This window comes from Clostridium estertheticum subsp. estertheticum (assembly GCF_001877035.1).
GTDB classification, from domain to species: Bacteria; Bacillota; Clostridia; order Clostridiales; family Clostridiaceae; genus Clostridium_AD; species Clostridium_AD estertheticum.
Genome location: NZ_CP015756.1, coordinates 2,387,340 through 2,411,307 on the forward strand (window position 1 = coordinate 2,387,340; position 23,968 = coordinate 2,411,307).

At 31.2% G+C, this 23,968-nt stretch carries 20 protein-coding genes; 18 read left to right on the forward strand and 2 right to left on the reverse strand.

The genetic code is table 11. The features are described 5' to 3' along the window. The first annotated feature begins 75 nt into the window (after nucleotides 1-75). From carB to argH, 6 genes are all read left to right on the forward strand, one after another. Nucleotides 76-3,282, forward strand: a complete 3,207-nt coding sequence (gene carB / locus A7L45_RS10975) for a carbamoyl-phosphate synthase large subunit (protein WP_071612809.1) — start codon at nucleotides 76-78, stop codon at nucleotides 3,280-3,282. A 325-nt stretch (nucleotides 3,283-3,607) separates the two neighbouring features. Continuing rightward, nucleotides 3,608-4,399, forward strand: a complete 792-nt coding sequence (locus tag A7L45_RS10980; protein WP_151554099.1) for an ABC transporter substrate-binding protein — start codon at nucleotides 3,608-3,610, stop codon at nucleotides 4,397-4,399. 57 nt (nucleotides 4,400-4,456) lie between these two features. Next, a complete protein-coding gene (locus tag A7L45_RS10985) occupies nucleotides 4,457-5,104 on the forward strand; it encodes an amino acid ABC transporter permease (RefSeq protein WP_071612811.1) in 648 nt (215 codons plus the stop codon). 15 nt (nucleotides 5,105-5,119) lie between these two features. Continuing rightward, nucleotides 5,120-5,851, forward strand: a complete 732-nt coding sequence (locus tag A7L45_RS10990; protein ID WP_071612812.1) for an amino acid ABC transporter ATP-binding protein — start codon at nucleotides 5,120-5,122, stop codon at nucleotides 5,849-5,851. A 110-nt stretch (nucleotides 5,852-5,961) separates the two neighbouring features. Beyond that, nucleotides 5,962-7,167: an argininosuccinate synthase gene (locus tag A7L45_RS10995; protein ID WP_071612813.1), complete on the forward strand. Its 1,206-nt coding sequence runs from the start codon at nucleotides 5,962-5,964 to the stop codon at nucleotides 7,165-7,167. Between the two features lie 58 nt (nucleotides 7,168-7,225). Beyond that, complete coding sequence (gene argH / locus A7L45_RS11000; protein ID WP_071612814.1) at nucleotides 7,226-8,539, forward strand: argininosuccinate lyase; 1,314 nt, start codon at nucleotides 7,226-7,228, stop codon at nucleotides 8,537-8,539. Between the two features lie 143 nt (nucleotides 8,540-8,682). Here argH and A7L45_RS11005 read toward each other — a convergent pair whose 3' ends face one another. Continuing rightward, entirely contained in the window at nucleotides 8,683-9,744 is a 1,062-nt protein-coding gene (locus tag A7L45_RS11005) for a patatin-like phospholipase family protein (protein WP_071612815.1), read from the reverse strand. Between the two features lie 260 nt (nucleotides 9,745-10,004). Between A7L45_RS11005 and A7L45_RS11010 the strand changes: the two genes are divergently transcribed. From A7L45_RS11010 to A7L45_RS11050, 9 genes are all read left to right on the forward strand, one after another. Beyond that, complete coding sequence (locus A7L45_RS11010) at nucleotides 10,005-10,481, forward strand: GNAT family N-acetyltransferase (protein WP_071612816.1); 477 nt, start codon at nucleotides 10,005-10,007, stop codon at nucleotides 10,479-10,481. A gap of 179 nt (nucleotides 10,482-10,660) precedes the next feature. Next, nucleotides 10,661-10,825: a zinc-ribbon domain-containing protein gene (locus tag A7L45_RS11015; RefSeq protein WP_071612817.1), complete on the forward strand. Its 165-nt coding sequence runs from the start codon at nucleotides 10,661-10,663 to the stop codon at nucleotides 10,823-10,825. Between the two features lie 388 nt (nucleotides 10,826-11,213). Continuing rightward, a complete protein-coding gene (locus A7L45_RS11020; RefSeq protein ID WP_071612818.1) occupies nucleotides 11,214-12,659 on the forward strand; it encodes a lipase family alpha/beta hydrolase in 1,446 nt (481 codons plus the stop codon). Nucleotides 12,660-12,689: 30 nt separating this feature from the next. Then, nucleotides 12,690-13,079, forward strand: a complete 390-nt coding sequence (locus A7L45_RS11025) for a GNAT family N-acetyltransferase (RefSeq protein WP_207647729.1) — start codon at nucleotides 12,690-12,692, stop codon at nucleotides 13,077-13,079. Nucleotides 13,080-13,272: 193 nt separating this feature from the next. Continuing rightward, nucleotides 13,273-13,683 (forward strand): NUDIX hydrolase, encoded by a 411-nt coding sequence (locus A7L45_RS11030; protein ID WP_071612820.1) that lies wholly within the window; start codon nucleotides 13,273-13,275, stop codon nucleotides 13,681-13,683. Between the two features lie 276 nt (nucleotides 13,684-13,959). Further along, the gene (locus tag A7L45_RS11035; protein WP_071612821.1) at nucleotides 13,960-14,640 is read left to right on the forward strand and encodes an ABC transporter ATP-binding protein; all 681 of its coding nucleotides are present in this window, start codon (nucleotides 13,960-13,962) and stop codon (nucleotides 14,638-14,640) included. Further along, a complete protein-coding gene (locus tag A7L45_RS11040) occupies nucleotides 14,640-17,147 on the forward strand; it encodes an ABC transporter permease (protein WP_071612822.1) in 2,508 nt (835 codons plus the stop codon). The genes A7L45_RS11035 and A7L45_RS11040 overlap by 1 nt, the downstream gene beginning before the upstream one ends. Before the next feature lie 66 nt (nucleotides 17,148-17,213). Beyond that, nucleotides 17,214-17,888, forward strand: coding sequence for a response regulator transcription factor (locus A7L45_RS11045; protein ID WP_071612823.1), 675 nt, complete (start codon nucleotides 17,214-17,216; stop codon nucleotides 17,886-17,888). Between the two features lie 2 nt (nucleotides 17,889-17,890). Continuing rightward, a complete protein-coding gene (locus tag A7L45_RS11050) occupies nucleotides 17,891-18,910 on the forward strand; it encodes a sensor histidine kinase (protein WP_071612824.1) in 1,020 nt (339 codons plus the stop codon). A 510-nt stretch (nucleotides 18,911-19,420) separates the two neighbouring features. On the opposite strand, the gene A7L45_RS11055 is transcribed toward A7L45_RS11050, so the two are convergent. Next, complete coding sequence (locus tag A7L45_RS11055) at nucleotides 19,421-20,080, reverse strand: GntR family transcriptional regulator (protein WP_071612825.1); 660 nt, start codon at nucleotides 20,078-20,080, stop codon at nucleotides 19,421-19,423. Nucleotides 20,081-20,751: 671 nt separating this feature from the next. Here A7L45_RS11055 and A7L45_RS11060 point away from each other — a divergent pair. The 3 genes from A7L45_RS11060 (at nucleotide 20,752) to A7L45_RS11070 (ending at nucleotide 23,887) form a co-directional block, all read left to right on the forward strand. Continuing rightward, a complete protein-coding gene (locus A7L45_RS11060) occupies nucleotides 20,752-21,252 on the forward strand; it encodes an L-2-amino-thiazoline-4-carboxylic acid hydrolase (protein ID WP_071612826.1) in 501 nt (166 codons plus the stop codon). A gap of 33 nt (nucleotides 21,253-21,285) precedes the next feature. Then, nucleotides 21,286-22,551: an L-cysteine desulfidase family protein gene (locus A7L45_RS11065; protein ID WP_071612827.1), complete on the forward strand. Its 1,266-nt coding sequence runs from the start codon at nucleotides 21,286-21,288 to the stop codon at nucleotides 22,549-22,551. Between the two features lie 223 nt (nucleotides 22,552-22,774). Continuing rightward, nucleotides 22,775-23,887 carry a YkvI family membrane protein gene (locus A7L45_RS11070; RefSeq protein ID WP_071612828.1) on the forward strand — a complete coding sequence of 371 codons (1,113 nt, stop codon included), beginning with the start codon at nucleotides 22,775-22,777 and terminating at the stop codon, nucleotides 23,885-23,887. The last annotated feature ends 81 nt before the right edge of the window (nucleotides 23,888-23,968 follow it).

Here is a 23,968-nt window from a genome sequence, read left to right on the forward strand (position 1 = left end):
AATAATTTAAACAACCATTTTTATAAGATAAAATACATAAAAAAGATAATAACAGATTATACAGGGGGAATTCATATGCCATTAGATAAAAACATTAAAAAAGTATTAGTAGTTGGATCAGGTCCAATAATAATAGGTCAAGCTGCGGAGTTCGATTATTCTGGAACACAGGCTTGTCAAGCATTAGAGGAAGAAGGCGTAGAAGTAGTACTTGTAAACAGCAATCCAGCAACAATAATGACAGATAAAGAAATTGCGGGCATTGTTTATATAGAGCCTTTAACTATAGAATTTTTAGAAAAGGTTATTGCAAAGGAAAGACCGGATAGTTTACTTGCTGGTATGGGAGGTCAAACAGGGTTAAATTTAGCTGTAGAATTAGCAGATAAAGGGATTTTGGATAAATATAATGTAAAAGTAATCGGAACCTCTATAGAGGCAATAAAAAAAGGTGAAGATAGAGAACTTTTTAGAAATTTGATGCAAGAAATTAATCAACCGGTTGTAGAAAGTGAAATTGCTACAGATGTAGCCTCTGGAGTAAGGTTTGCAAGTGAAATAGGTTATCCTGTAATTGTAAGACCCGCATATACTATGGGCGGTAGTGGAGGTGGAATTGCTGAAACTGAGGAGGAACTAATTGAAATTCTAGAGTTAGGATTACAATTAAGTTCTATAGGGCAAGTCCTTTTAGAAAAGAGCATTAAAGGCTGGAAAGAAATAGAGTATGAAGTTATGAGGGATAGCTTAGGCAATTGCATTACCATATGTAATATGGAAAATATAGATCCTGTTGGAATACATACTGGAGATAGTATTGTTGTAGCACCAAGTCAAACACTATCTGATAAAGAGTACCAAATGCTTAGAAGTGCATCTATAGATATTATAAATAGTGTAGGTATTGAAGGTGGTTGTAATGTTCAACTTGCACTGGATCCAAAAAGCTTTGAGTATGCGGTCATAGAAATTAATCCAAGGGTAAGTAGATCTTCAGCACTAGCTTCAAAGGCTACTGGATATCCTATTGCAAAGGTAGCAACGAAAATAGCATTAGGATATGCACTAGATGAAATTAAAAATGCAGTAACACAAAAAACTTACGCATGTTTTGAACCAAGCCTCGATTATGTAGTTGTTAAAATTCCTAGGTGGCCTTTTGATAAATTCGATGAGGCAAATAGGGTACTTGGTACAAAAATGATGGCAACTGGCGAAATAATGGCAATTGGGAGTAACTTTGAAGCAGCACTATTAAAAGGGATTAGGTCTCTAGAAATTGGGCAATATTCAATGCAATATGATTCATTGGCAGAGAAAAGCTTAAACGAATTGAAGAAAAGAGTAATGGCTGCTGATGATGAACGAATATTCTATTTAGCTGAGATGCTCCGTCGTGATTATAGAGCCCAAAAGATTTCGGAAATTACAGGAATAGATAATTTCTTTGTAAATAAAATCAAATGGATAGTAGATGAAGAAGAAAAGATAAAAAAATCTACACTAAAGGATATGAATAAAGAATGGTTATACCTACTAAAGAAAAAAGGATTTTCTGATAAAGGAATAGCAGATTTATTAGGCACATACCCAAATGAAATTTATGAACTTAGAAACACATTGGATATTAAACCTGTATATAAGATGGTAGATACATGTGGTGGAGAATTTGAAGCATTATCACCATATTATTTTTCAACTTATGATGAATATGATGAGGTTGAAGTAAGCAATAGGAAAAAGGTTATGGTAATAGGATCAGGTCCCATTAGGATAGGCCAGGGCATTGAGTTCGATTATGCATCTGTTCATAGTGTAATTGCCCTTAAAAAACTAGGAATTGAAACTATTATAGTAAATAATAACCCCGAAACTGTAAGCACAGATTTTAATATTTCAGATAAATTATATTTTGAACCACTAACAGAGGAAGAAGTATTTAATATTGTTGAAAAAGAAAAACCAGATGGAGTTATACTTCAATTTGGAGGTCAAACAGCTATTAAACTTGCTCAGTTCTTAAGTGAAAAAAAGATACCTATATACGGAACTAAACCCGATCAAATAGATGCAGCAGAGGACAGAGAGAAATTTGATGCATTACTAGAAAAATTAAATATAAACAGACCCAAAGGAAAGGCAGTTTGGAATATAAAAGATGGATTATGTGAGGCTGAAAATATAGGATACCCGGTTTTAGTTAGACCATCTTATGTATTAGGTGGACAGGGAATGGAAATCACTTATGAAGAAAAGGAACTAAGACATTATTTAAAGAATGCATTTGAAAAGGATAAGAAAAATCCTGTCTTAATTGATAGGTATTTATTAGGTAGAGAAATAGAAGTTGATGCTATCTGTGATGGTGAAGAAATATTAATTCCAGGAATTATGGAACATCTAGAGAGAGCAGGGGTTCATTCTGGAGATAGTATTACAATATATCCAAGCCAAAATATATCGAATGCAATAAAAGATAAAATATTAGAATATACAAAAAAAATAGCAATAGGCCTTGAAGTTATAGGTATGGTTAATATTCAATTTATAGAATTCAAAGATGAACTTTATATAATAGAGGTTAATCCAAGGGCTAGCCGTACAGTTCCATACATAAGTAAGGTTAGTAAAGTCCCAATAGTAGATCTTGCTACAAGGGTAATGCTTGGAGAAAAATTAAAAGATTTTGGGTATGGATTCGGAATTTACAAGGAGCCTAAATTAGTGTCCGTTAAGGTACCAGTATTTTCGACTCAAAAACTTCCAGAGGTTGAGGTATGTCTTGGACCGGAAATGAGATCAACTGGAGAGGTTTTAGGAATAGGAAGAACTTTTGATGAGGCTTTATATAAAGGTTTTATTGCATCTGGTATGAAGATTAAAAAAGAAAACGGGGTTATACTTGCAACAATAAACCCACTAGATTATGATGAATTCTTATATATAGCTAAGGGATTTAGTGAACTAAATTATAAATTTATAGCGACAAAAGGTACAGCTAAGGTATTAAGAGATAATGGTATTGATGCAACCGAGGTTAAAAAGATTTCGGAAGGAATACCTAATATTATTGATGTAATTAAAGGTAGACAGGTTGATTTAGTGATAAATACCCCTACTAAAGGAAATGATTCAGAAACAGATGGATTTAGAATTAGAAGAACAGCAATTGAAAGTTCTTTAGGCGTACTAACATCACTGGACACTGCAAAAGCATTAGTAGAGATTATGAAGAAAAATATTAGAAGTGAAGATTTAGAAGTATTCAATATGGCTGATTAACTGTTTTATAAAAAATAAAAATGCCATTGGCTTGTTATAAAGCTAATGGCATTTTTATTTTTTTTGTGAAAATCATTAAATAGCCTAGTTTGAAAAAGTTTTCATAATATATCGTGCATAATTATCACATATAATGAATAAACATTAGTAAAACACATTGCATTATTATTAAAAGTAATATATAATAAATAAAAGAAAGCCAGTTAAACCAATAACATTGGTTTAACCGGCAGTAAATAAAGAAAATATAAATAGAATATTCAGTATACAATTAAATGTATAAATATTCATAATGTTATTATATTATAAATGGGGGAATGCTAAATTGAAAAAATTCATGTCGATAATACTAATAGTTACTATGGCGAGTGTATTACTTGTCGGTTGTGGTCAGAAACAAGCAAAGGTTAATTCATTAGAAGCAGTTAAGGCATCAGGTAAACTTACGGTAGGACTAGATGATTCTTATCCTCCAATGGAATTTAGAGATTCTAAAAATAAGTTAGTTGGTTTTGATGTGGATTTAGGAGATGCAGTGGGAAAGAAATTAGGAGTAAAGACAGAATATATTACTAATGATTTTAATGGAATGGTTTTGGCTCTTGGATCATCAAAATTTAATGTTATAATTTCAGCTATGAGTATTACAGATGCTAGAAAAAAGAGTATAAATTTTTCAGACTCTTATGTGATGGGTGGTCAAGTTGCTATTATAAAACAAGGAAATACGAAAATAACAAAAATAGCTGATTTAAAAGGCAAAATAGTATCTTGTCAGTTAGGTTCTACAGGTGATACTGCAGCAACAGCGATGAAAGGACTTAAGGAAGTCAAAAGGTATGACAAAATTACGGATGCATACCAGGACTTATCAATTGGAAGAGTAGATGCAGTAGTTATGGATGCTCAAGTTGGCCAATATTATGTAGCCAAGAAGCCTGGTCAATTTAAAGTTTTAAATGAACAAATTAGTAAAGAACCTATTGGAATTGGATTTAAAAAACAAGATAAGGAATTACAAGAAGCAATACAAAAGGCACTTAATGAACTAAAAGCCGATGGAACCCTTTCTAAGATTTCTCAAAAATGGTTCGGATTTGACGCATATAAGAAATAGTTATGAGAATAACTATTAATAATTGTTATTTGATTTAGGGAAATTGGGAGGTCAAGAATGGATATAAGTATTTTAAAAGAAATGTTTCCTGTGTTATTGCAAGGAAGTTTACTTACAATAGAACTAACTATAATATCAGTAGTAATCGGAACTTTAATAGGGATAGTTACAGCATTAATGAAACTATCTAAAAATAAATTGCTGGCTTGTGTAGCAGGGTTTTACACCTGGATATTTAGGGGAACGCCTATGCTTCTTCAATTATTTGCTTTTTATTATGTATTACCATTTGTAGGTGTTCAGCTTTCACCCTTTCAAACGGCAATAATAGGACTTAGTTTAAATTCAGGAGCATATATGGCAGAAATAATAAGAGGTGGAATACTATCGGTGGATAAGGGGCAATTTGAAGCTTGTAGATCCTTAGGATTTACCTATATAGATACTATGAAAAGAGTGGTATTACCACAAACTTTCAAGATAATTATTCCATCAGTTGGTAATGAGTTTATAACAATGCTTAAAGATACTTCATTGGTGTCAACCATTACTATGTCGGAAGTTATGAGAAAAGCACAGATTTTATCTGCATCAACATTTAGACCAATGGAATCTTTCTTTATAGCAGGATGTTTGTATCTTTTAATGACAACAATTTTTACGACAGTATTTTCACATTACGAAAAAAAACTGTCAGTATATTAGCAGAGGTGATATAGGATGTATATGATTGAGACTAAAAACTTAACTAAAAAATTTGGTAAACTAACAGTGTTTGAAGGTTTAAATATAACTGTTGAAAAAGGAGAAGTGTTAGTTATAATAGGTCCTTCTGGTTCAGGAAAAAGCACATTTTTAAGGTGTTTAAATCATCTTGAAGTACCCAATGATGGTGAGGTTTTTATTGAGGGAGAAAAATTAGATGTTAAAAATAAAAAGCATATGAGAAATACCATTGAAAAAGTAGGTATGGTATTTCAAAACTTTAACTTATTTCATCATATGACTGTAATGCAAAATGTAGTTGAAGCTCCAATTACAGTTAAACATGAAGAAAGAGAAGAAGTGCTAAAAAGAGCAAAAATAATTATTGAAAAGGTTGGCCTTAAAGAAAAGATAGATGAATACCCGTCAAAGTTATCAGGAGGTCAAAAACAAAGAGTAGCTATAGCAAGGTCCCTCGCTATGAGACCTGACATAATGCTATTTGATGAACCAACCTCTTCACTAGACCCGGAACTCGTTGGAGAGGTTCTAGGAGTAATGAAAGATCTTGCAAAAGAAGGCATGACAATGGTTGTTGTAACCCATGAGATGGGATTTGCAAAAGATGTAGCAGATAGAGTAATTTTCATGGACGGAGGAAAAATAGTAGAAGAGGGAACGCCAGAAGAATTGTTTATGGCTCCTAAAGAGCGGCGAACTAGAGAATTTTTGAATAAGGTGCTTTAGGGTAAAGCTTAATATTCATATATATTTAATTACAAATTAGTAAGCATGATTATTCAAAGTAATTAATAGGTTGATATTAGTACAAAACAAAATTGAAAGGGGAAATTAAAATGAAAGAAAAAGTTGTTTTAGCATATTCAGGAGGATTAGATACTTCTATAATAATAGCTTGGCTTAAAGAAAACTATGATATGGATGTTGTAGCAGCATGTATTAACGTTGGACAAGAGGATGATATGAAAGCAATTGAGAAAAAGGCTATGAGTTCAGGAGCTGTGAAAATATATATTGAGAACTTAACAGCGCAGTTCATCAAAGAGTACGTATTTAAAGGTGTTAAAGCAAATGCTACCTATGAAGGAAAGTATTTATTAGGTACAGCTTATGCAAGACCATTAATAGCTAAAAAGCTTGTAGAAATTGCACATAAAGAAGGGGCAAAATATATATGTCACGGATGTACTGGTAAGGGAAATGATCAAGTTAGATTTGAAGTTGCAATAGCAGCTATAGATCCGTCTATTAAGATTATTGCGCCTTGGAGAATTTGGGATATAACTTCAAGAGAAGATGCTATAGATTATGCTAATGCTAGAGGTATAGAAATAAATGTTAGTAAGGAAAAAATATATTCAGTTGATCAAAATTTATGGCATGCAAGTCACGAAGGCGGAGATATTGAAGATTTTAAAAATGATCACAAAAGAGAAATGTACCTTATGGTTACGCCTCCAGAACAAGCTCCAGATGAACCTACTCTTGTAGAAATATATTTTGAAAAGGGAATTGCTACAAAAGTTAATGGAGTTGAGCTTGAACCAATAGATATCGTTAAGATATTAAATAAAATTGGTGGAGAAAATGGAATAGGAATTGTAGATTTAGTAGAGAATAGACTTGTTGGAATGAAATCAAGAGGAATATATGAAACACCAGGTGGTACTGTTCTTTATGCAGCTCATAAGGAACTAGAGGAAATAACTATAGATAAAGATACTCTTCACTATAAATACCAAGTATCACAAAAATACGGAGAACTTGTTTATGATGGGCTTTGGTTTACTACAATGAGAGAAGCTCTTGATGCCTTTGTAGATAAAACTCAAGAAACTGTAACAGGATCTGTTACATTGAAGCTTTATAAAGGAAATATTATGGTAGCAAGTAAAGAATCTCCTAATGCACTATACGATGCAAGTATCTCTTCATTTGGAGCTAGCGTATTATATGATCATAAAGATGCAGAAGGATTTATTAACTTATTCTCATTACCAAGTAAAATAAAAGCATATAAACATTTAAATAATTTTAAATAATTTTAAATAATTGTAAATAAAAATTACAAAATATACAAAAGGTAAAGTGGGTGACAATATGAAACTTTGGGGCGGAAGATTTTTGAGTAAAGAAAGTAAGCTTATGGAGGACTTTAATAGTTCTCTTAGCTTTGATAAAAAATTGTATTATGAAGATATTATTGGAAGTATTGCTCATGTTAAAATGCTTGCAAAATGCAACATTTTAACAAATGAGGAAAGTAAAACTATAGTTAACGGTTTAAATTCTATAATGTCTGACATTAAAGAAGGTAAATTAAAAATCGAAGGCGATTATGAAGATATTCATAGCTTTATGGAAATAAACCTTATTAAAACCGTAGGTGAAGTAGGTAAGAAACTCCATACAGCAAGAAGCAGAAATGACCAAGTTGCAGTAGATATGAGGTTATATTCAAAATATAAGGCTTTGGATGTTATTGATAATTTAGATATAATTTTAGGAACAATTAAAATATTAGGAAATGAAAATGCTGTTATAATGCCAGGGTATACACATATGCAAAGAGCCCAGGTAGTAACATTTAAGCAACATATAATGGCATATTACAGTATGCTTAGTCGAGATAAGAAAAGGCTTACTAGTGCTATTGAAATTATGGATGAAAATCCTCTTGGATGTTGTGCTCTTGCTGGAACAACGTATGATACTGACAGAGAATTTACAACAAAAGAGTTAGAGTTTAAAAAGCCTGTAGATAATTTTATGGATGGAGTAAGTGATAGAGATTATTTATTAGAACTTCTATCTGCATTTTCTATAATAATGATGCATTTTAGTAGACTTAGTGAGGAATTGATTTTATGGAGTACTAAAGAATTTAATTTCATTGAAATTAGTGATGAGTTCTCCACAGGTAGTAGCATAATGCCTCAAAAAAGAAACCCAGATGCAGCAGAATTAATAAGAGGAAAAACTGGAAGAGTGTACGGCGATTTAATGAGTCTCCTTACAACTATGAAGGGAATCCCACTTGCCTATAATAAAGATATGCAAGAAGATAAAGAACCTTTCTTTGATGCTGTTGATACAGTATTAAAATGTATAAAAATTATGAATGAAATGTTAGGAACTTTAAAAATTAAAAAAGATAATATGCATAATGCAGTTAAAAGAGGTTTTTTAAATGCTACGGAAGCTGCAGATTATCTTGTTAATAAGGGGATGGCATTTAGAGATGCTCACTCTGTTATAGGAAATATTGTTATTACATGTGAGAAAAAAAATAAGGCAATTGAAGAATTAAATTTAGATGAACTTAAAAGTTTTAGTGATTTATTTGAAGAAGATGTATATGAATTTATAGATTATGAAAACACAATAAGTCGCGGTATAAAAAAAGAAATGTAAAATTTGATTTATACATTTAACAATAGGGATTTAAAATAAAAAACGTACCAAGTGAATTTTTGCTTGTTACGTTTTTTTATGATATTTTTAAAAGTAAATGGGTTTTGTTACAAATTAAATTCTAAAAATCTTAAGAGAGAAATTTAACAAATGCCATTTGATGTAAAACTATCACAAATACGTTTAAAAGTTCTATTATTAAGAGAATTAACTCTCATAATTCTATGCTTTTTAAAGTCGCTTTCGAAGTTCTGGAGAAAACTCCTAGCACAAGCTTCACCGGAATTATATAAATCAATTATTTTTTTACTTTCTATATTAAAATCTGTAGTTTTAATATCAAGGGTATCGATTTTTACTGTTCGTAAAAAATCCATCTCGCTTATATGAATATCATCTTGTGCTTCTAGCATAGTCTCAATTATTGAGCTAGTGAAGTTTAAAATATTTGTAATTTTATGTTCTCGTATTTCTTTATTCCCTCCAAGTTTAAAACCAATGGTCGGCCAGTCTGGTATACCATTTACATCAAAAATCCAAACTGGATAATTGCTTAAAACTCCACCATCAACAATTAGAGATTTTCTATTAGAATTTTTTTTAAATAACTTTACAGGCTGGAAAAAGTATGGAATAGATATGCTCATTCTAATTGCCAAACCTACCTCAAACTCATCAGGATTTATTCCGTATTCAGCAATATCTTCAGGTAATATTATCATCTTTCCGCGGCTTATGTCCGTTGCTATAATGTGCAGTTTATATTTTCTTTTATACTTTATATTGTTTAAAAGAATACCTTTCTCATCTGGAATTATCAAATCTCCAAAAGTTACTTTTTTTTTACTGTGTAGTTTAAGTTTATTTGAAAGAGCATCATCAATCCAGTTTTTTATATAATCTCCTTTAAAAAGACCCTTTTTAAAAAGCAAATTGTGAGCATTAGAGAAAAAAGGCATGATAGAATCATTTTTATCGGCAATTTTTGTATAATCTAGATCTATCATTAATTTTTTTATCTCATCACTTGAGTAGCCGACTGCAACTAATGCAGCTACAATGGACCCCGCAGAATTCCCGCAAATATTTTTCCAGTGATATCCTTTTTGTTCAAATGGTTTTAATGCCCCGACAAGACCAATACCCTTTACACCACCACCCTCAAATACAATATCAGCGAATTTTATACTGCTATAAATATTCATATAATACCACCCCATCATGATTAATATATGAATAAACATATTACTATGACCTATAATATTAAAATATGTGTAAAAAAATATCTATTAAATTTATAATTAGAGTGTTTTATTACATATCATTTAAGGCGAAATCTCTTAGTAATATATAGGGAAGTTTCTGATTTTTTTCTATAAAATATAAAGGAAACTTGTGAATGTTTGTTGAATTATGTAGAGATAACGTTTTATAACAAGTAATGTGTTTTAAGGAGCCGATAAAAATGATAAGGCAGATAGAAAGAGGTGAGATTAAAGTGTGTGTAGAAGTAATTAGAAAAAGTTTTGAAACTATAGCACAACAATTTAATCTTACAAAAGAGAATTGCCCTGGAAATGCAAGTTTTATGAAGGCCGAAAAATTATATAAGCAGTATGATGGAGGTCGATTAATGTTTGCTTATCTTGATAATTGTGTAATAGTAGGTTATTTTTCGCTTAGCAAGAATAATGGTGGGAGTTTTGAACTGAATAATCTTGCTATATTGGTAGAATATCGTCATAAAGGTTATGGCAAAGAAATGATCATTTTTGCATTGCATAAAGCCAGGGAAATGGGAAGTAATAAAATGACTATTGGATTAATTGAAGAAAACATAAAATTAAGGAATTGGTACAGCAGTTTAGGCTTTATACATACAGGTACAAGAAAGTATAAACATTTACCTTTCACAGTAGGCTTTATGAGAATTGGACTTTAGTCTTGACAATATTACAAGTAATATACCTATGATCTATTATACCTGGTTAGAAGCTTAAATATCATGCATCAGATTGTATAGAATGTTAATAACTTTTGTGGTTGTTTATGGTACGAAATGTTGCCGTATGACATAATATATAACAGGGTTAACATAATTAAATTGGAGGCAATTTTATAATGGCAGATAAGACTTTAGTTTGTAGTAATTGCGGTAAAGAATTCATATTTACAGAGGGTGAACAAGAATTTTATAAAGAAAAAGGATTCGAAAATGAACCTAAAAGATGCCCAGATTGCAGAAAAGCAAGAAAAATACAAAGAAATAAGCAGAAAATAGTATAAGATTTATTACTAGTTCCATGGACTTATTTATATAATACACATTTATAATGCTTATTATATAAATAAGCCCTATTTTTTGTAAAAACAAAAACAAATACATAAAAAAATACATTTTTATTAATTAACAAAAATTCAATATACCCCAAAATTAAATTTAGCTAAGACAGTTCTTGTTCCCGTAACTGCTAGAAACTCAACCTTAGCTTTAATAAGTACAAGTGAGTTCAACAGATATAATGAAAGAAAATGAATCTTACAATAAAGTGAACACCTTTTAGTTCAATATTTTGCTTGATTGAGAAATTAGACTGTTAGTTTAATGGTATAATATAAATATATAGTAAATAAAGTTATTAATTAACAAAATAATGGACTAAAGGTGGCTTAAATGGTATTATTTATAACGATATTTGTCTTAGCAATACTAATAATTAGCATTATATGCTTAGATATTAGTAATAAGGTACACATACTCAATAAAAAGTTCATGAGCATATATTTAATTTTTGCACCTCATGTTTTTTTATTAGGGTATTTTTTTATCGAGCACACTAAATTTGGACAAGATCAAGTTATATGCAAATGGATTATTTTAATCCAAATAATTCTTTTTGTTTTTTATATTTGGTTAAAAGTAAACATAGCTCCAAATACTAAAAAGCAAATTGTTAACATTAGACTAAAGGTAATGATAGGTGGCAAACGTCTTGTTCTCTATGGTCTGTATGTAGCATTTATTCAAGTCTTAATTTACTTAATTGGGTTTAAAATAATGCGAGGCATTGTTATTCCTAAAAACATATTTGTAATAGACACTATTATTATGGTGTTGACTACTATTACTTTACTTACAAATGGAATGTTACGAATCCTATGCACTTCACGAAGATTAAGCATAGTAAAACGTTACATTGTAGCCGTTATGGTCTTTATTCCAATTATAAATATTTTTATAATGTTGTATGCTTGCCATATTGCAAAAATAGAATATGATCATGAGTGTTATAAGGTAATTAATAATGAGGCACGTGTTGATTCAGAGGTATGTAAAACAAAATATCCTCTTGTACTAGTTCACGGTGTTGGATTTAGAGATTTAAAATACATTAATTATTGGGGAAGAATACCTAAGGAATTGATTCGTAATGGATCAACAGTTTATTACGGAAATCAGGAAGCTTGGGGAACAGTGGAGTATAATGCTTTGGATATTAAAGAAAAGATACTTGAAATCATTAAAGTGACAGGAGCCGAAAAGGTAAATATTATTGCACATTCGAAAGGAGGACTCGATGCACGTTACATGATTAGTAAGTTAGATATGGGAAACTATGTTGCTTCTCTAACAATGGTGTCATCCCCTCATAGAGGATGTAAGTTCGTTGATGTTGCCTGTAATATGCCTGATAAGCTTTATAAGGGTATTGCAAAAATATTTGATAAATACTATAGGGTCTTGGGTGATAAAAACCCTGACTTTTATACTGCAAGTAGTCAATTTACAACTCATCATAGTAAAAAGTTTAATGAAGAGGTAAAAGACGTAGATGGTGTGTATTATCAAAGCTATGCGACAGTAGTAAAGAATATGTTTAGTGATTATGTAGTGACTATCCCTTATATTTTAGTAAAGATAACAGAAGGAGAAAATGATGGCTTAGTATCTATTAATTCTGCTAAATGGGGAGAATTTAAAGGTGTGCTTAAAAGTAAGAATAGGCGTGGAATCTCTCATGGAGACATTATTGATTTAAGAAGAGATGATTATAAGGGATTTGATGTAATAGAAAAGTATGTAGAGATTGTATCAAACCTTAAAAATGAAGGATATTAGATAAAAGTACAAGAATCGAATCCATATCATTTGAAGCTTGCCTTTGACCATGCGGGAATCAGATGGTATAAAAACTTAATTATGAGGAGGTTTCATTATGCAACACGAAAAAGGGAGTTGTCACAAGAACAACGTGAAGAACTACTCAAAGCATTAAAAGACCGATTTGAGAAAAACATGAGCCACCATAAAGATATATTATGTGGAAATGGTTATATGAAAGAAGCAATGAAAGAAATCATCGCAATCGCTATGGGCTCTATGAACATAAAAGATGCAAATGTATGTATTTATATTGAGAATCAAAGTTCAATCCATCTTGCAGAGAACCTTGGTTTTATTTTATCTGGTTCAATTTATGAAGTGTTTAGAGAGAGGGAGTACTTGCGTAATAGGTACTCACTTTATATCACAAACTAATGTAATCTATGATTGCGATTAAGTTGCATAATTCATATATTAGAAATTAAATCATAAATGGATTAGTGGGTTTTAAACGCTATATATAAGTGCAAGACCTGGAATTTTCTCGCGCAGTTAGTGATGTTTACCTATATAAGTATAAAAGGTAATTCACATTTGTAGAAAAATGCGAATTAAAAGGAGGATTGGAATGGATACATACATAGGTTGTTCAGTAATAATTCACGATAATGATAATAAGGTTTTAATTGCTCAAAGAGGCAAGTCTAAAAAGAGATTTCCGCTTTTGTGGGAAACTGTCGGAGGGGCATTAGAGAATGATGAAACACCAGAAGAGTGTATTCGTAGGGAAACAATGGAGGAACTTAATTGTAATATAGATAATTTGGAACTATTTAAAGTTTATATTATTAACCAAGATAATAGGTATGTTCTAATTGTATATACTGGTAAGATAAACGAAAAAATACAATATAATTCTGAAATAGAACAAATTCGATGGGTTGATAAATCGGATGTTGAAAATTTTTGTTTTTATGGTAACGAAGCCGAAAAGCTAATGGATTATTATAATAACTATTTTATAAAAGCTAGTAGGTAATTTTCGTAAACTCCGTAATAATAAAGTTTGAGAATTAATAAAAAAATCAGATAAACTGGACAGGTTATATCTATAATTGGCAGTTGATGTAACTAAAAGAAAGACCTTAAATTCTAAGTAAAGTTTAGAATAATGAATGTAAAAACAAAACTTCCTATAAATTTTAGGAAGTTTTGTTTTTAGGAAATTTTGTTTGCTAAGTTATGTCAGAAGATTGTAAGAAGTTATTGGTAAGATATAAAGTATAGCAAATAAAATAAATTTTGGGGTGAAGATATGAATGTATTAAAGACGGAAAATCTAGTAAAAATATACGGTCAAGAACCTACTATAATTAAGGCTTTAAATGATGTTAGCATTGAAGTAAATGAAGGGGAGTTTGTTGCGATAATAGGAACTTCAGGAAGTGGAAAATCAACTCTATTAAATATGTTAGGTGGACTTGACAAGCCAACTAGTGGAGAAACAATTATATCAAATAAAAATATTGGCAATATGAATGATGAAGAACTAACTATTTTTAGAAGAAGAAATATAGGATTTATATTTCAAAACTATAACCTTGTTCCTATATTAAATGTTTATGAAAATATAGTTTTACCAATAGAGCTAGATGGAGTCAAGGTAGATAAAGAGTATGTTGATTCAGTAATTAACACTTTAGGCTTAAAAGAAAAGCTAAATAGTATGCCTAATAATCTTTCAGGAGGTCAACAACAAAGAGTAGCAATAGCAAGGGCATTAGCTACAAAACCTAGTTTGATTTTAGCAGATGAACCAACAGGAAATCTAGATAGTAGAACTAGTATGGATGTAATAGGTTTATTAAAAACAACTAGTAAAAAATTCAATCAAACTATGGTTATGATTACTCATAATGAAGAAATAGCTCAGCTTGCAGATAAGATAATAAGAATCGAAGATGGAAAGGTTACAGTTATAGGTGGTGAAAAATAATGAAGTTTGAAAATAATAATAAGGAAGTTATTAAAAGAATAACTAACCGTTCTTTAAAAACTAATAAAATTAGAAATATATTTGCAATACTTGCAATTATTCTAACAACATTTATGATTTCCTCTGTATTTAGTATAGGTATTAGTTTTATTAAGAATTATAAAACTATGAATTTAAGAATCCAAGGAACCACAGCCAGTGTAGCTTTAGGAAAACCAACTGAGACTCAAATAAATAAAATTAAAGATTTAAATTTAGCTACAGATATTGGCTATGAAATTAGTGCTGGAAGAGTTGACTTAGATAGTTTAACTAAAAACAGAACAAAGATTATTATAAAGAATAGCAGTTTAGATAATTTTGAAAAGCAAAGCAAACCAGCTATAAGCAATATTAAAGGTAAATATCCAACAGAAGAAAGTGAGGTTATGGCATCAAGAAGGGCCTTAGAGTTTTTAGGAAAAAGTGATGCTAAGATAGGGGATAAAATAGAATTTCCAGCCCGAATAGATGGAAAAGTTGTAAATAAAGCATTTATATTAAGTGGAATATATACAACTTATGACATAGTTCAAGATACTGGTTATTTATTGGTTTCAGAAAAGTTTATAAAGGAAAATGGACTATCTTTAGAAAAAGATGGAAACCTGCTTATTACTTTAAAAGAAAGCAGTAAAGATGCAGCACCAAAAATATTAAAAAAAGAAGTTAAATTAATTGGTCAGCAGGAGTTTTCTTTTAATTATGATATAACAGATAGTTTATCGGACACAGCAATTGCAACAGCTGGAGTTGCTATAATGATTGTATTATTTATAGTTCTTAGTGGATATCTTCTTATTTACAACGTTTTATATATAGCTGTTAATAAGGACATAAATTTCTATGGCTTACTAAAAACTATAGGAACATCACCTAAACAAATTAAAAAAATAGTGAAAGGGCAAGCTTTAAGGCTTTCTTTAATGGGAATTCCAATAGGTCTTATTTTAGGAGCAATAGTTTCCTTTGGAATTGTTCCAATGGCAATGAGAATATTATTTTCAGGAGCAGAGGCAGGAGCAATGCCAACCGATGTTTCTTTTAGTCCTTTTATATTTTTAGCAGCAGCTTTATTTTCTTTATTAACAGTTATATTAAGCTGTAGAAAACCAGCTAAAATAGCAGGTAATATATCGGAAGCAGAGGCACTTAGATACACAGGAGCTAATATTAAAAAGAAGAAGGAGAGAAAGACTACTAATGGTGGGAAACTATATAAAATGGCTTGGTATAACATTTTTAGAGAAAAGAAAAGGGCTATAATAGTGTTCTTATCATTATTTATGGGGATTATAACATTTCTAAGTGTAAGTACCTTTTTAGGTAGTGTGAAGGTAGAAAATTATATAAACAAATATGTTAAACAGGATTTTACAATACAAAATATAAAGGCTGAAAAAGGGAAGATAGATGATATTTTTATAGAAAAAATAAAATCTATTAAAGGTGTAAATACAGTCTATGGAACAAAAACATCCTTTTTACAATTAGAAATGAATGATGACGTATTATTACCAGCATTTAATGAAATGTATAAAAGACTTGGTCAATCACAAGCACAATTAAAGGAATTCTTAGAATCTGCTAAAAAGAATAAAAGCTTATTTTCTAGTTCTATTATTGGAATAGATGATAATTTAATAGAAAGAATTCATAAGGAAGCTAAAGAAAAATTTGATATTGAAGCTTTTAAAAAAGGAGAACTAATATTAATCGAATCTTGGTCGTATGGAGATAACTATAAAAATATTAAGGGTGACTTAACTATTAAAAATACTAAGACTGGAAAAGAAGAAACCTATCCAGTTCAAATTTTCAAAGATAACACAGAGTTCTTACCTCCAGGATTACCAGCATCTCTTGGACTTCCAACTATTTATATGAGTACATCAGCTTTAGAAAAGCTTGATGAGGCTACAAATAATTATATTTTATATATTGATGGAGAGGAAAAGTATGAACCTAAAATAAATATGGAATTAAAGAGAATGAGTAGTGAACGTGGCCTCTGGTTTGAATCAAAAAGTGAAAAAACAGAAGAGTTCAATAAATCTCAAATAGTAATGAGTGTTTTAGGTGGAGGTATTTCCATAATACTAATATTAATTGGAATACTCAATTTCATAAATATAATGATAACAGGAGTAAATGTAAGATTAAAAGAGCTTGCAATTATGGAGAGCATTGGAATGACTAAAAAGCAAATCAAGAAGATGCTTACCTTTGAGGGGCTTTATTATGCAGGAATAACTACTATCTTAATATTAACAGTAGGAATGGCTGTTATTTATGGAGTTGGGACTTTAACCATAAAAATTGCAGACTATGCTGTATTTACCGTCCCAGCAATAGAAATAATATCAGTAATAATAGTTATTTTTATAGTATGTTTAATTACTCCAGCTATTTTATTTACTAATTCTACAAAGAAGAGTGTAACGGAAAGAATTAGAGGAATAGAATAACCTTACTTAGTGGCATGTTATTGAAAATATGCCACTTTTGGGTATAATAAATACAGGGGTGGTAAAGTGAGTAGGATATTAATTGTTGAAGATGATAAAAATCTTAATAATGGAGTTGCATTTGCTCTTAAAAAAGAAGGGTATGAGGTTATATCAGCATATTCAAAACTAGAAGGCAAGAGAGAAATGTTAAACAGTAAAATAGATTTTCTTCTTTTGGATATTAATCTTCCTGATGGAAATGGACTAGATTTTTGCAAAGAAATTATGGGCGAAATAGACTTTCCTATAGTTTTCTTTACAGCAAATGATACAGAAGAGGATATGGTAAAGGGTTTTGAAGTTGGAGCAGATGATTATATAGCAAAACCATTTTCTATTGAAGTTTTAAAGTATAAAATAAATGCTATTTTAAAGAGAAGTAAGCCAGCTAATAAAAATACGTTTGAATACAATAATTTAATAATAGACTTTGATAGAATATTAGTAACAATAGAAGGCAAAGAAGTTAACCTAACAGTTACTGAATATAAGTTATTAGAAATACTAGCTAAAAATAAAGGTAAGGTAATTACAAAGGATAGGCTTTTAGATAAGGTGTGGGATAGTAACGGTAATTTTGTAGACGAAAATACTTTAAGTGTTAATATAAGAAGACTTAGAAAAAAGATAGAAAAGGATTCTAAAAAGCCAGAATATATAATTACAGTGTTTGGTATTGGATATACCTTTGGGGAATAGTGATGAAGACAAACTATAACTTGAAAATGTTAATTTATAAAACTTCTATTATATTATTTTGCTTCTTATTTAATACAACAATTTATTTTAAAACATTAAATATACAAATAACAATTATAACAACAATATTTTCCTTAGGAATAATAAGCTTTATTTTTCTTTATGATATATTATTTAAAAACTACATGACATCTATTTTAGAAGAGCTTTCAGATATGCTAGAAATAATTAGTCATATGAAAAGTGAAGAAGTTTTTTCAACAACGGAAGATACAATTTTTTCAAAACTACAAAGCCAAACTACGAAATTAACTAATTTATTAATATCCCAAAATAAAGAAATAGAAGAAGAAAAAAATGAAATAAAATCTTTGATTTCAGATATTGCCCATCAACTAAAAACTCCATTAAGCAATATAAAAATATATAGTGAGTTTTTACAGGATGATAATTTAAAAGAAGATGAAAGAAAAGAGTTTAATAATATAGTTTTATTTTCATTAAATAAGCTAACATTTTTAGTAGAAAGTATGATAAAAATGTCTAGATTAGAAAGTGGAGTTATAGGCTTGAAATTAGAAAGAGATTCATTAAACGAAACAGTTTTATTAGCTTTATGCCAAGTACAAAAAAAAGCTAGAAACAAAAATATACTTCTTGGATTAAATGAAGTAGATAATAGTATTATTAATCATGATAAAAATTGGTTAGCAGAAGCAATATTCAATATCTTAGAAAATGGAGTTAAATATACAAAAGATGGTGGAAGAATTGATATTACGATTAAAGCCTATGAGGTCTTTTGTAGGGTTGATATACAAGATAATGGAATAGGAATAAGTGAAGATGAGTTTCCTAAGATATTTTCAAGATTTTATAGAGGTAGAAATATAGGAGATGCTGAAGGTATAGGAATTGGACTTTATTTAAGTAGAGAAATCATAATGTTGCATGGAGGATATATTAAGGTGAGTTCAAATAAAGAGGGGTCAAAATTTTCTATGTTTTTACCTATTAGCTGAGGAAATGTGAACTAGATGTAGTGGAGAGGGATATAGGCTGGGAGTATGTAAAGTATCTATGACAAGAATGAAAAACTAAGAAATCACATTATATGCTCTAATTTTGTAGACACAACATATGAAAAACACAAACCAAGATATGGGTGTGGAAAATGTCAGACAGGGGTACCTTGTGAAAGTAATATCCCTAAGCCTACAACGCAAAATATGTACTATATTTATTTAAGTATCTGTAACTGAATCTCATAATTGACATGTGATCATTTGGCACCTATAACCAGAAAGCTGGGACATAGTCTGATGATACAATCATATCGTTATATCTTATAGATAGCCTTTCTAAAGGTCTATCTTGCCAATCAGCTTAGCGCAGATCTCTTAAAAATATAAAAAAACATAAATTTGAGACCTACTCATGGATAAAATTCATGAGTAGGTCTCTTTTCGTATACATTAAAAGAATGAAATATTATTTCTAATAAGACATTATTATAGACAAATGAGTAGCTATTATAAATTGAGAACCTTTCTGTCCTTGTCAATGGGTGTAGGAGCAATTGCCGGGAGAAGAAGGTTTTCAATATCTGCCTTTAAAATGGTAACAGCTGTTGCAATCTCTCCTTTTCCCAGATAGTCAATTAAAGCAAGGTGCAAATCCATTGTAGTGGAATACTTTTTCTGTACGAAAAAGATAGTCTGAATATTCAGAGCGTCTTCTAAGAGTTTATAGGCATAATGGTTGCCGTAAATAGAAAACAATTTCAGATGAAATTGGCAGTTGTGGTGCCAGTGGGTCATGAAATCATTTGCTGGACAGTTGACATAGTCCATACAGATTGTTCGCAGTTCTTTAATCCATGATTCATCGATATAGATACAATAACTTTCTAGAAAAGAACATTCCAGAGCAGAACGGAATTTAGTGATTTCCAATAACTGTTGTCTATTCGGCTGAAGAATTTTATACCCTTGTCTTGGAATACTTGACACAATATGGATTCCAGCTAATTGTGTAAGTGCTTCTCGTATTGGTGCACGACTGACATTATATTTTTGCATCAAGAATTTTTCGGTTAAGATAGTATCGGCAGGAGACACTCCATTGATAATATCAGAAAACAAAGCATCATAAACTTGTTTCTTTAATGTATTGAAGTTTTTTTCAACCATAAACCCACCTCCTAATGTTGTTGTCAAATTATTATAGAGTGAAAAAGAAGGAAAGTCAATATGAAAAGAAGAGGAGCCTATAAATATTGTGGAAAATTAGTGCAACTGGTCATATCACAAAGCAGTAGATGTTGTTATATTTAGGAATAAATTATAACGTCCATATTGCATATCCAATATAAAACAAAAGTATTGCAAAAACATTGAATATTCTATTGATTCACACAAGCTTTCGTGATATGATTACAATAAGTACTTGAGTATACAGTATAAGATGCTAATTACTGATATTACAAATATGCTAAGCATGCTAGTGGTCATATCAGGAGTGAACATGCCTCCAATATTTATTGGAGTAGTTGTTATGGCAAAATATATTATGAAATAATTGACGTTGTCCGTTGTGAAGACGTTTACAAATTTACGGATCACGTACATGATAATTTCAATAGTCTAGACTACTGAAATTCGCTATAAACAATCTGATAAATACCATTGCAGGTGATATTGTACAAGCCCTATGCGTGTTCCTATGTCATGAAAAGTTTTATTGTAACATGTTGCTAAACTCAATATTCACATATGATAGGCTCATAGCGAAAGAAATTAAGAAATGATGAACATTAGTCAATAAACGTTAAAATTTAAGAAGAAAAAAAGGAGAAAAAATTATGATTGACAATAAAATTAGTATAATAGGTGACCCAGTAGTAGACATTCAGAGAAGTGCAATCGGACATCGTTCAACCTGGACCGGTTTAACATACACAAAGGCTAGAGATGCAGGAAAGGCAGAAGAAGCAGAAAAAATAATACGTGAAGCAATCGTAGAAACTGGTAAGATCCAGGGCGCTGAAATTAAAGCCAAATGCCAGGATCCAGAAAACGTTACATGTTTTATAGAAACCTTTCTAACTCCAACTAACTTAAAGACTTATGAAGTTGAATACAGGACCAAAACAGAAGATAGAGTGTATTTGGAATTTCATCACTGTCCACTGCTAAAAGCATGGCAGGATTTAGGCTTTGATGATGCAACCTGTGAGAAATTATGCGACATGGCTATGGACGGTGACAGAACAATTGCAGAGACCATGGGATTTGAATTTAAATTGGAAGATACTATCGCTGACGGATGCAAAACCTGTCAGATAACATATTTTAAAAAATAAATAATTAAGCAGTACCAAAAGGAGAATTCGTAAATGGATAAAATTCAATATGATAATTATGTTAAAATATTAAAAATAGAACTGATTCCAGCTATGGGATGCACAGAACCGATTGCAATTGCGTTTACAGCCGCAAAGGCAAGAGAGGTCCTTGGGCAGATGCCGGAACGGATGGTTATCCGTTGCAGCGGTAATATTATTAAAAATGCAAAAGGCGTTGTTGTACCTAATTCTGGCGGCCAAAAAGGCGTGGAAGTTGCAGCCATATTAGGTGTTGTCGCAGGGAATGCAGACCTAGAGCTTCAGGTCATCAGCAAAGTAAAACAGCAAGATATCGATAAGACCAGAGTGTTATACAGTGAGGGATTCTGTAGTTGTGAGCTGGAAGAAAGCGAAGAAAATCTTTTCATTCGCGCGGAATTGACAGCTGGACAGAAAACAGCAGCTGTGGAGGTCAGAATCAAGCATAATCACATTGCCAGAATTGAAAAAAATGGTGAGGTGATATTTGCACAATCTGATATTACAACTCAAGAGTCTGGAGATAAGTCAAAGCTTAATATAAGGGACATACTTGAATTTGCCAATGAGGTAAACTTGGATGATGTAAGAAAAATTATCAGCAGACAGATTAAGTACAATTCTGCCATATCAGAAGAAGGATTGAATCATAAATGGAGTGCTCAGGTGGGACGAACTCTTCTAAAATCTGGCAATAACGATGTCCGAATCATGGCGAGAGCAGCAGCGGCAGCAGGTTCCGATGCTAGAATGAATGGCTGTGCTCTCCCGGTAGTTATCAATTCAGGAAGTGGCAACCAGGGGATCACCTGTACCATGCCGGTTGTCGTTTATGCACAAGATATGAAAGCAGATGAGGATACCCTCTACAGAGCTCTTATCTTGAGCAACCTTCTGTCTATGCATCAGAAGTATTATATTGGAAACCTATCTGCTTACTGTGGAGCCGTATCAGCTGGAGCATCTGCAGCTTGTGGCATTGCCTATCTAAATGGTGCTGATTATGATGTCATTGGAAAGACAATCATCAATACTCTAGGTAATGTGGGTGGCATTGTGTGTGATGGCGCTAAGGCTTCCTGTGCAGCAAAAATTTCCAGTGCAGTAGACGCAGGCATCATGGGTTATGAAATGGCAAAATACGATCGGGTATTTCCATTTGGAGAAGGTCTCGTAGAAAAAGATTACGAAAAGACAATCCAGAACATCGGTCGTATGGGCCGTGAGGGCATGAAATCCACCGATGTGGAAATCCTTAATATTATGATAGGAAAGTAATTTACATATCAAACTACTGGCTTAGCCGGTAGTTTGATCATTAACATTTCTTATATTAGTACATGGTAATTTAAAACTTGAGATTTATAAAAATAAACAAACTTATTTATAAAGTGGGTTAATATTTAAAAACTTAGTTCTTACACCCTTTCTAAAATTATTAATGAAAAAATAATGTAAGAAGCCTTGCTATAACTAATTTAAATACAAGGAGTGAATAAAAGTGGATAAAAAACCAATTAGTATAAAAAGAGTGATAATTCTTGCGGGGGCATTGTGTGCATATTGGATTGGATCTGGGTTTGCAACAGGACAGGAGGTCTTGCAATTTTTCGCAGCGCATGGAACAAAAGGTATTATAGCAGCTTTTGTTTTTCTGTTTTTAATGATTCCATTAACGTACATTTTATATGGAGTAGGCCAAAAGCAGAAATTCCCTAATCCATATGATGTTTTTGAATATTATTGTGGCACAGTTATAGGTAAAGTTTATGTATGGTATAGTGTTGTATTAGTGTATGCGATATTTGTAGTTATGCTCGCAGGCGGAGGCGCAACAATTAATCAATATTATGGATTACCAACATATATAGGTACTGGGGCTATAGCTATTCTTGCATTAGGAACAACATTGTTAGGAGCAGAAAAGCTTGTCGACATAATAGGTGTTATCGGGCCTATTAAAATTGTATTTGTAGCAATAATAGGTATTTGTGGAATTATTACTCTCTTTGGACAGCCGACTTTATTGTCAGATGTCACCAAGCTTTTGCCAACGTTAGGGTTTAAATCCGCTTCTTCTAATTGGGCATGGTCAGGAGCGCTATATGCCTTTCTTGCTCTTATGGTTAGCATACCATTTCAGGTTAATTGTGGAGCGTCTGCAGGTAGTTTAAAAGAAGCACGAACTGCCGCTTTTGTTGGAACAGTTGCTATGACCGCTGCTATTATTGCACTTGTAATAGGTGAACTTGTTTATTATAAATTGATTGTAGGACAACAAGTTCCAACATTAGCAATTGCTAAGCACATATCTCCTATCTTAGGATTGATCTTTTCAGTATTAATAGTACTAAGTATCTATTCAGCAGTGGCCTCATTCCTTTTAATGGTAGTTAGAAAGTTTGCTACTGACAAAACTAAAAAGTTTAATATCATTGCGACAGTGCTAACTGTTATTGGTATGTTCTTTGGAGGTGTACTTCCTTTTGATAAATTGGTAAATATTCTATATCCTTTGGCAGGGTATTCAGCTATCGTTTTCGCTGGCTTTATGATTTATAAAGAATTAAGTTTGAGAAATGGAAAAGCTAATGTTGAAAAAGAAAATAATTAAGCTTAAACTGTAATTTGGTGTTTGCTTAATTTATAATTCCTACCTATAAAAACTATAAGAGTTTATAATAAATTCTTATAG

Bases quoted from the DNA above. Each gene is read 5' to 3' on its own strand.
- A7L45_RS11010 (WP_071612816.1), top strand. From the start codon at position 10,005: ATGATAAGGCAGATAGAAAGAGGTGAGATTAAAGTGTGTGTAGAAGTA.
- A7L45_RS11050 (WP_071612824.1), top strand. From the start codon at position 17,891: ATGAAGACAAACTATAACTTGAAAATGTTAATTTATAAAACTTCTATT.
- carB (WP_071612809.1), top strand. From the start codon at position 76: ATGCCATTAGATAAAAACATTAAAAAAGTATTAGTAGTTGGATCAGGT.
- argH (WP_071612814.1), top strand. From the start codon at position 7,226: ATGAAACTTTGGGGCGGAAGATTTTTGAGTAAAGAAAGTAAGCTTATG.
- A7L45_RS11065 (WP_071612827.1), top strand. From the start codon at position 21,286: ATGGATAAAATTCAATATGATAATTATGTTAAAATATTAAAAATAGAA.
- A7L45_RS10995 (WP_071612813.1), top strand. From the start codon at position 5,962: ATGAAAGAAAAAGTTGTTTTAGCATATTCAGGAGGATTAGATACTTCT.
- A7L45_RS11020 (WP_071612818.1), top strand. From the start codon at position 11,214: ATGGTATTATTTATAACGATATTTGTCTTAGCAATACTAATAATTAGC.
- A7L45_RS11040 (WP_071612822.1), top strand. From the start codon at position 14,640: ATGAAGTTTGAAAATAATAATAAGGAAGTTATTAAAAGAATAACTAAC.
- A7L45_RS10985 (WP_071612811.1), top strand. From the start codon at position 4,457: ATGGATATAAGTATTTTAAAAGAAATGTTTCCTGTGTTATTGCAAGGA.
- A7L45_RS11055 (WP_071612825.1), bottom strand. From the start codon at position 20,080: ATGGTTGAAAAAAACTTCAATACATTAAAGAAACAAGTTTATGATGCT.
- A7L45_RS11060 (WP_071612826.1), top strand. From the start codon at position 20,752: ATGATTGACAATAAAATTAGTATAATAGGTGACCCAGTAGTAGACATT.
- A7L45_RS11035 (WP_071612821.1), top strand. From the start codon at position 13,960: ATGAATGTATTAAAGACGGAAAATCTAGTAAAAATATACGGTCAAGAA.
- A7L45_RS11015 (WP_071612817.1), top strand. From the start codon at position 10,661: ATGGCAGATAAGACTTTAGTTTGTAGTAATTGCGGTAAAGAATTCATA.
- A7L45_RS11030 (WP_071612820.1), top strand. From the start codon at position 13,273: ATGGATACATACATAGGTTGTTCAGTAATAATTCACGATAATGATAAT.
- A7L45_RS10990 (WP_071612812.1), top strand. From the start codon at position 5,120: ATGTATATGATTGAGACTAAAAACTTAACTAAAAAATTTGGTAAACTA.
- A7L45_RS11005 (WP_071612815.1), bottom strand. From the start codon at position 9,744: ATGAATATTTATAGCAGTATAAAATTCGCTGATATTGTATTTGAGGGT.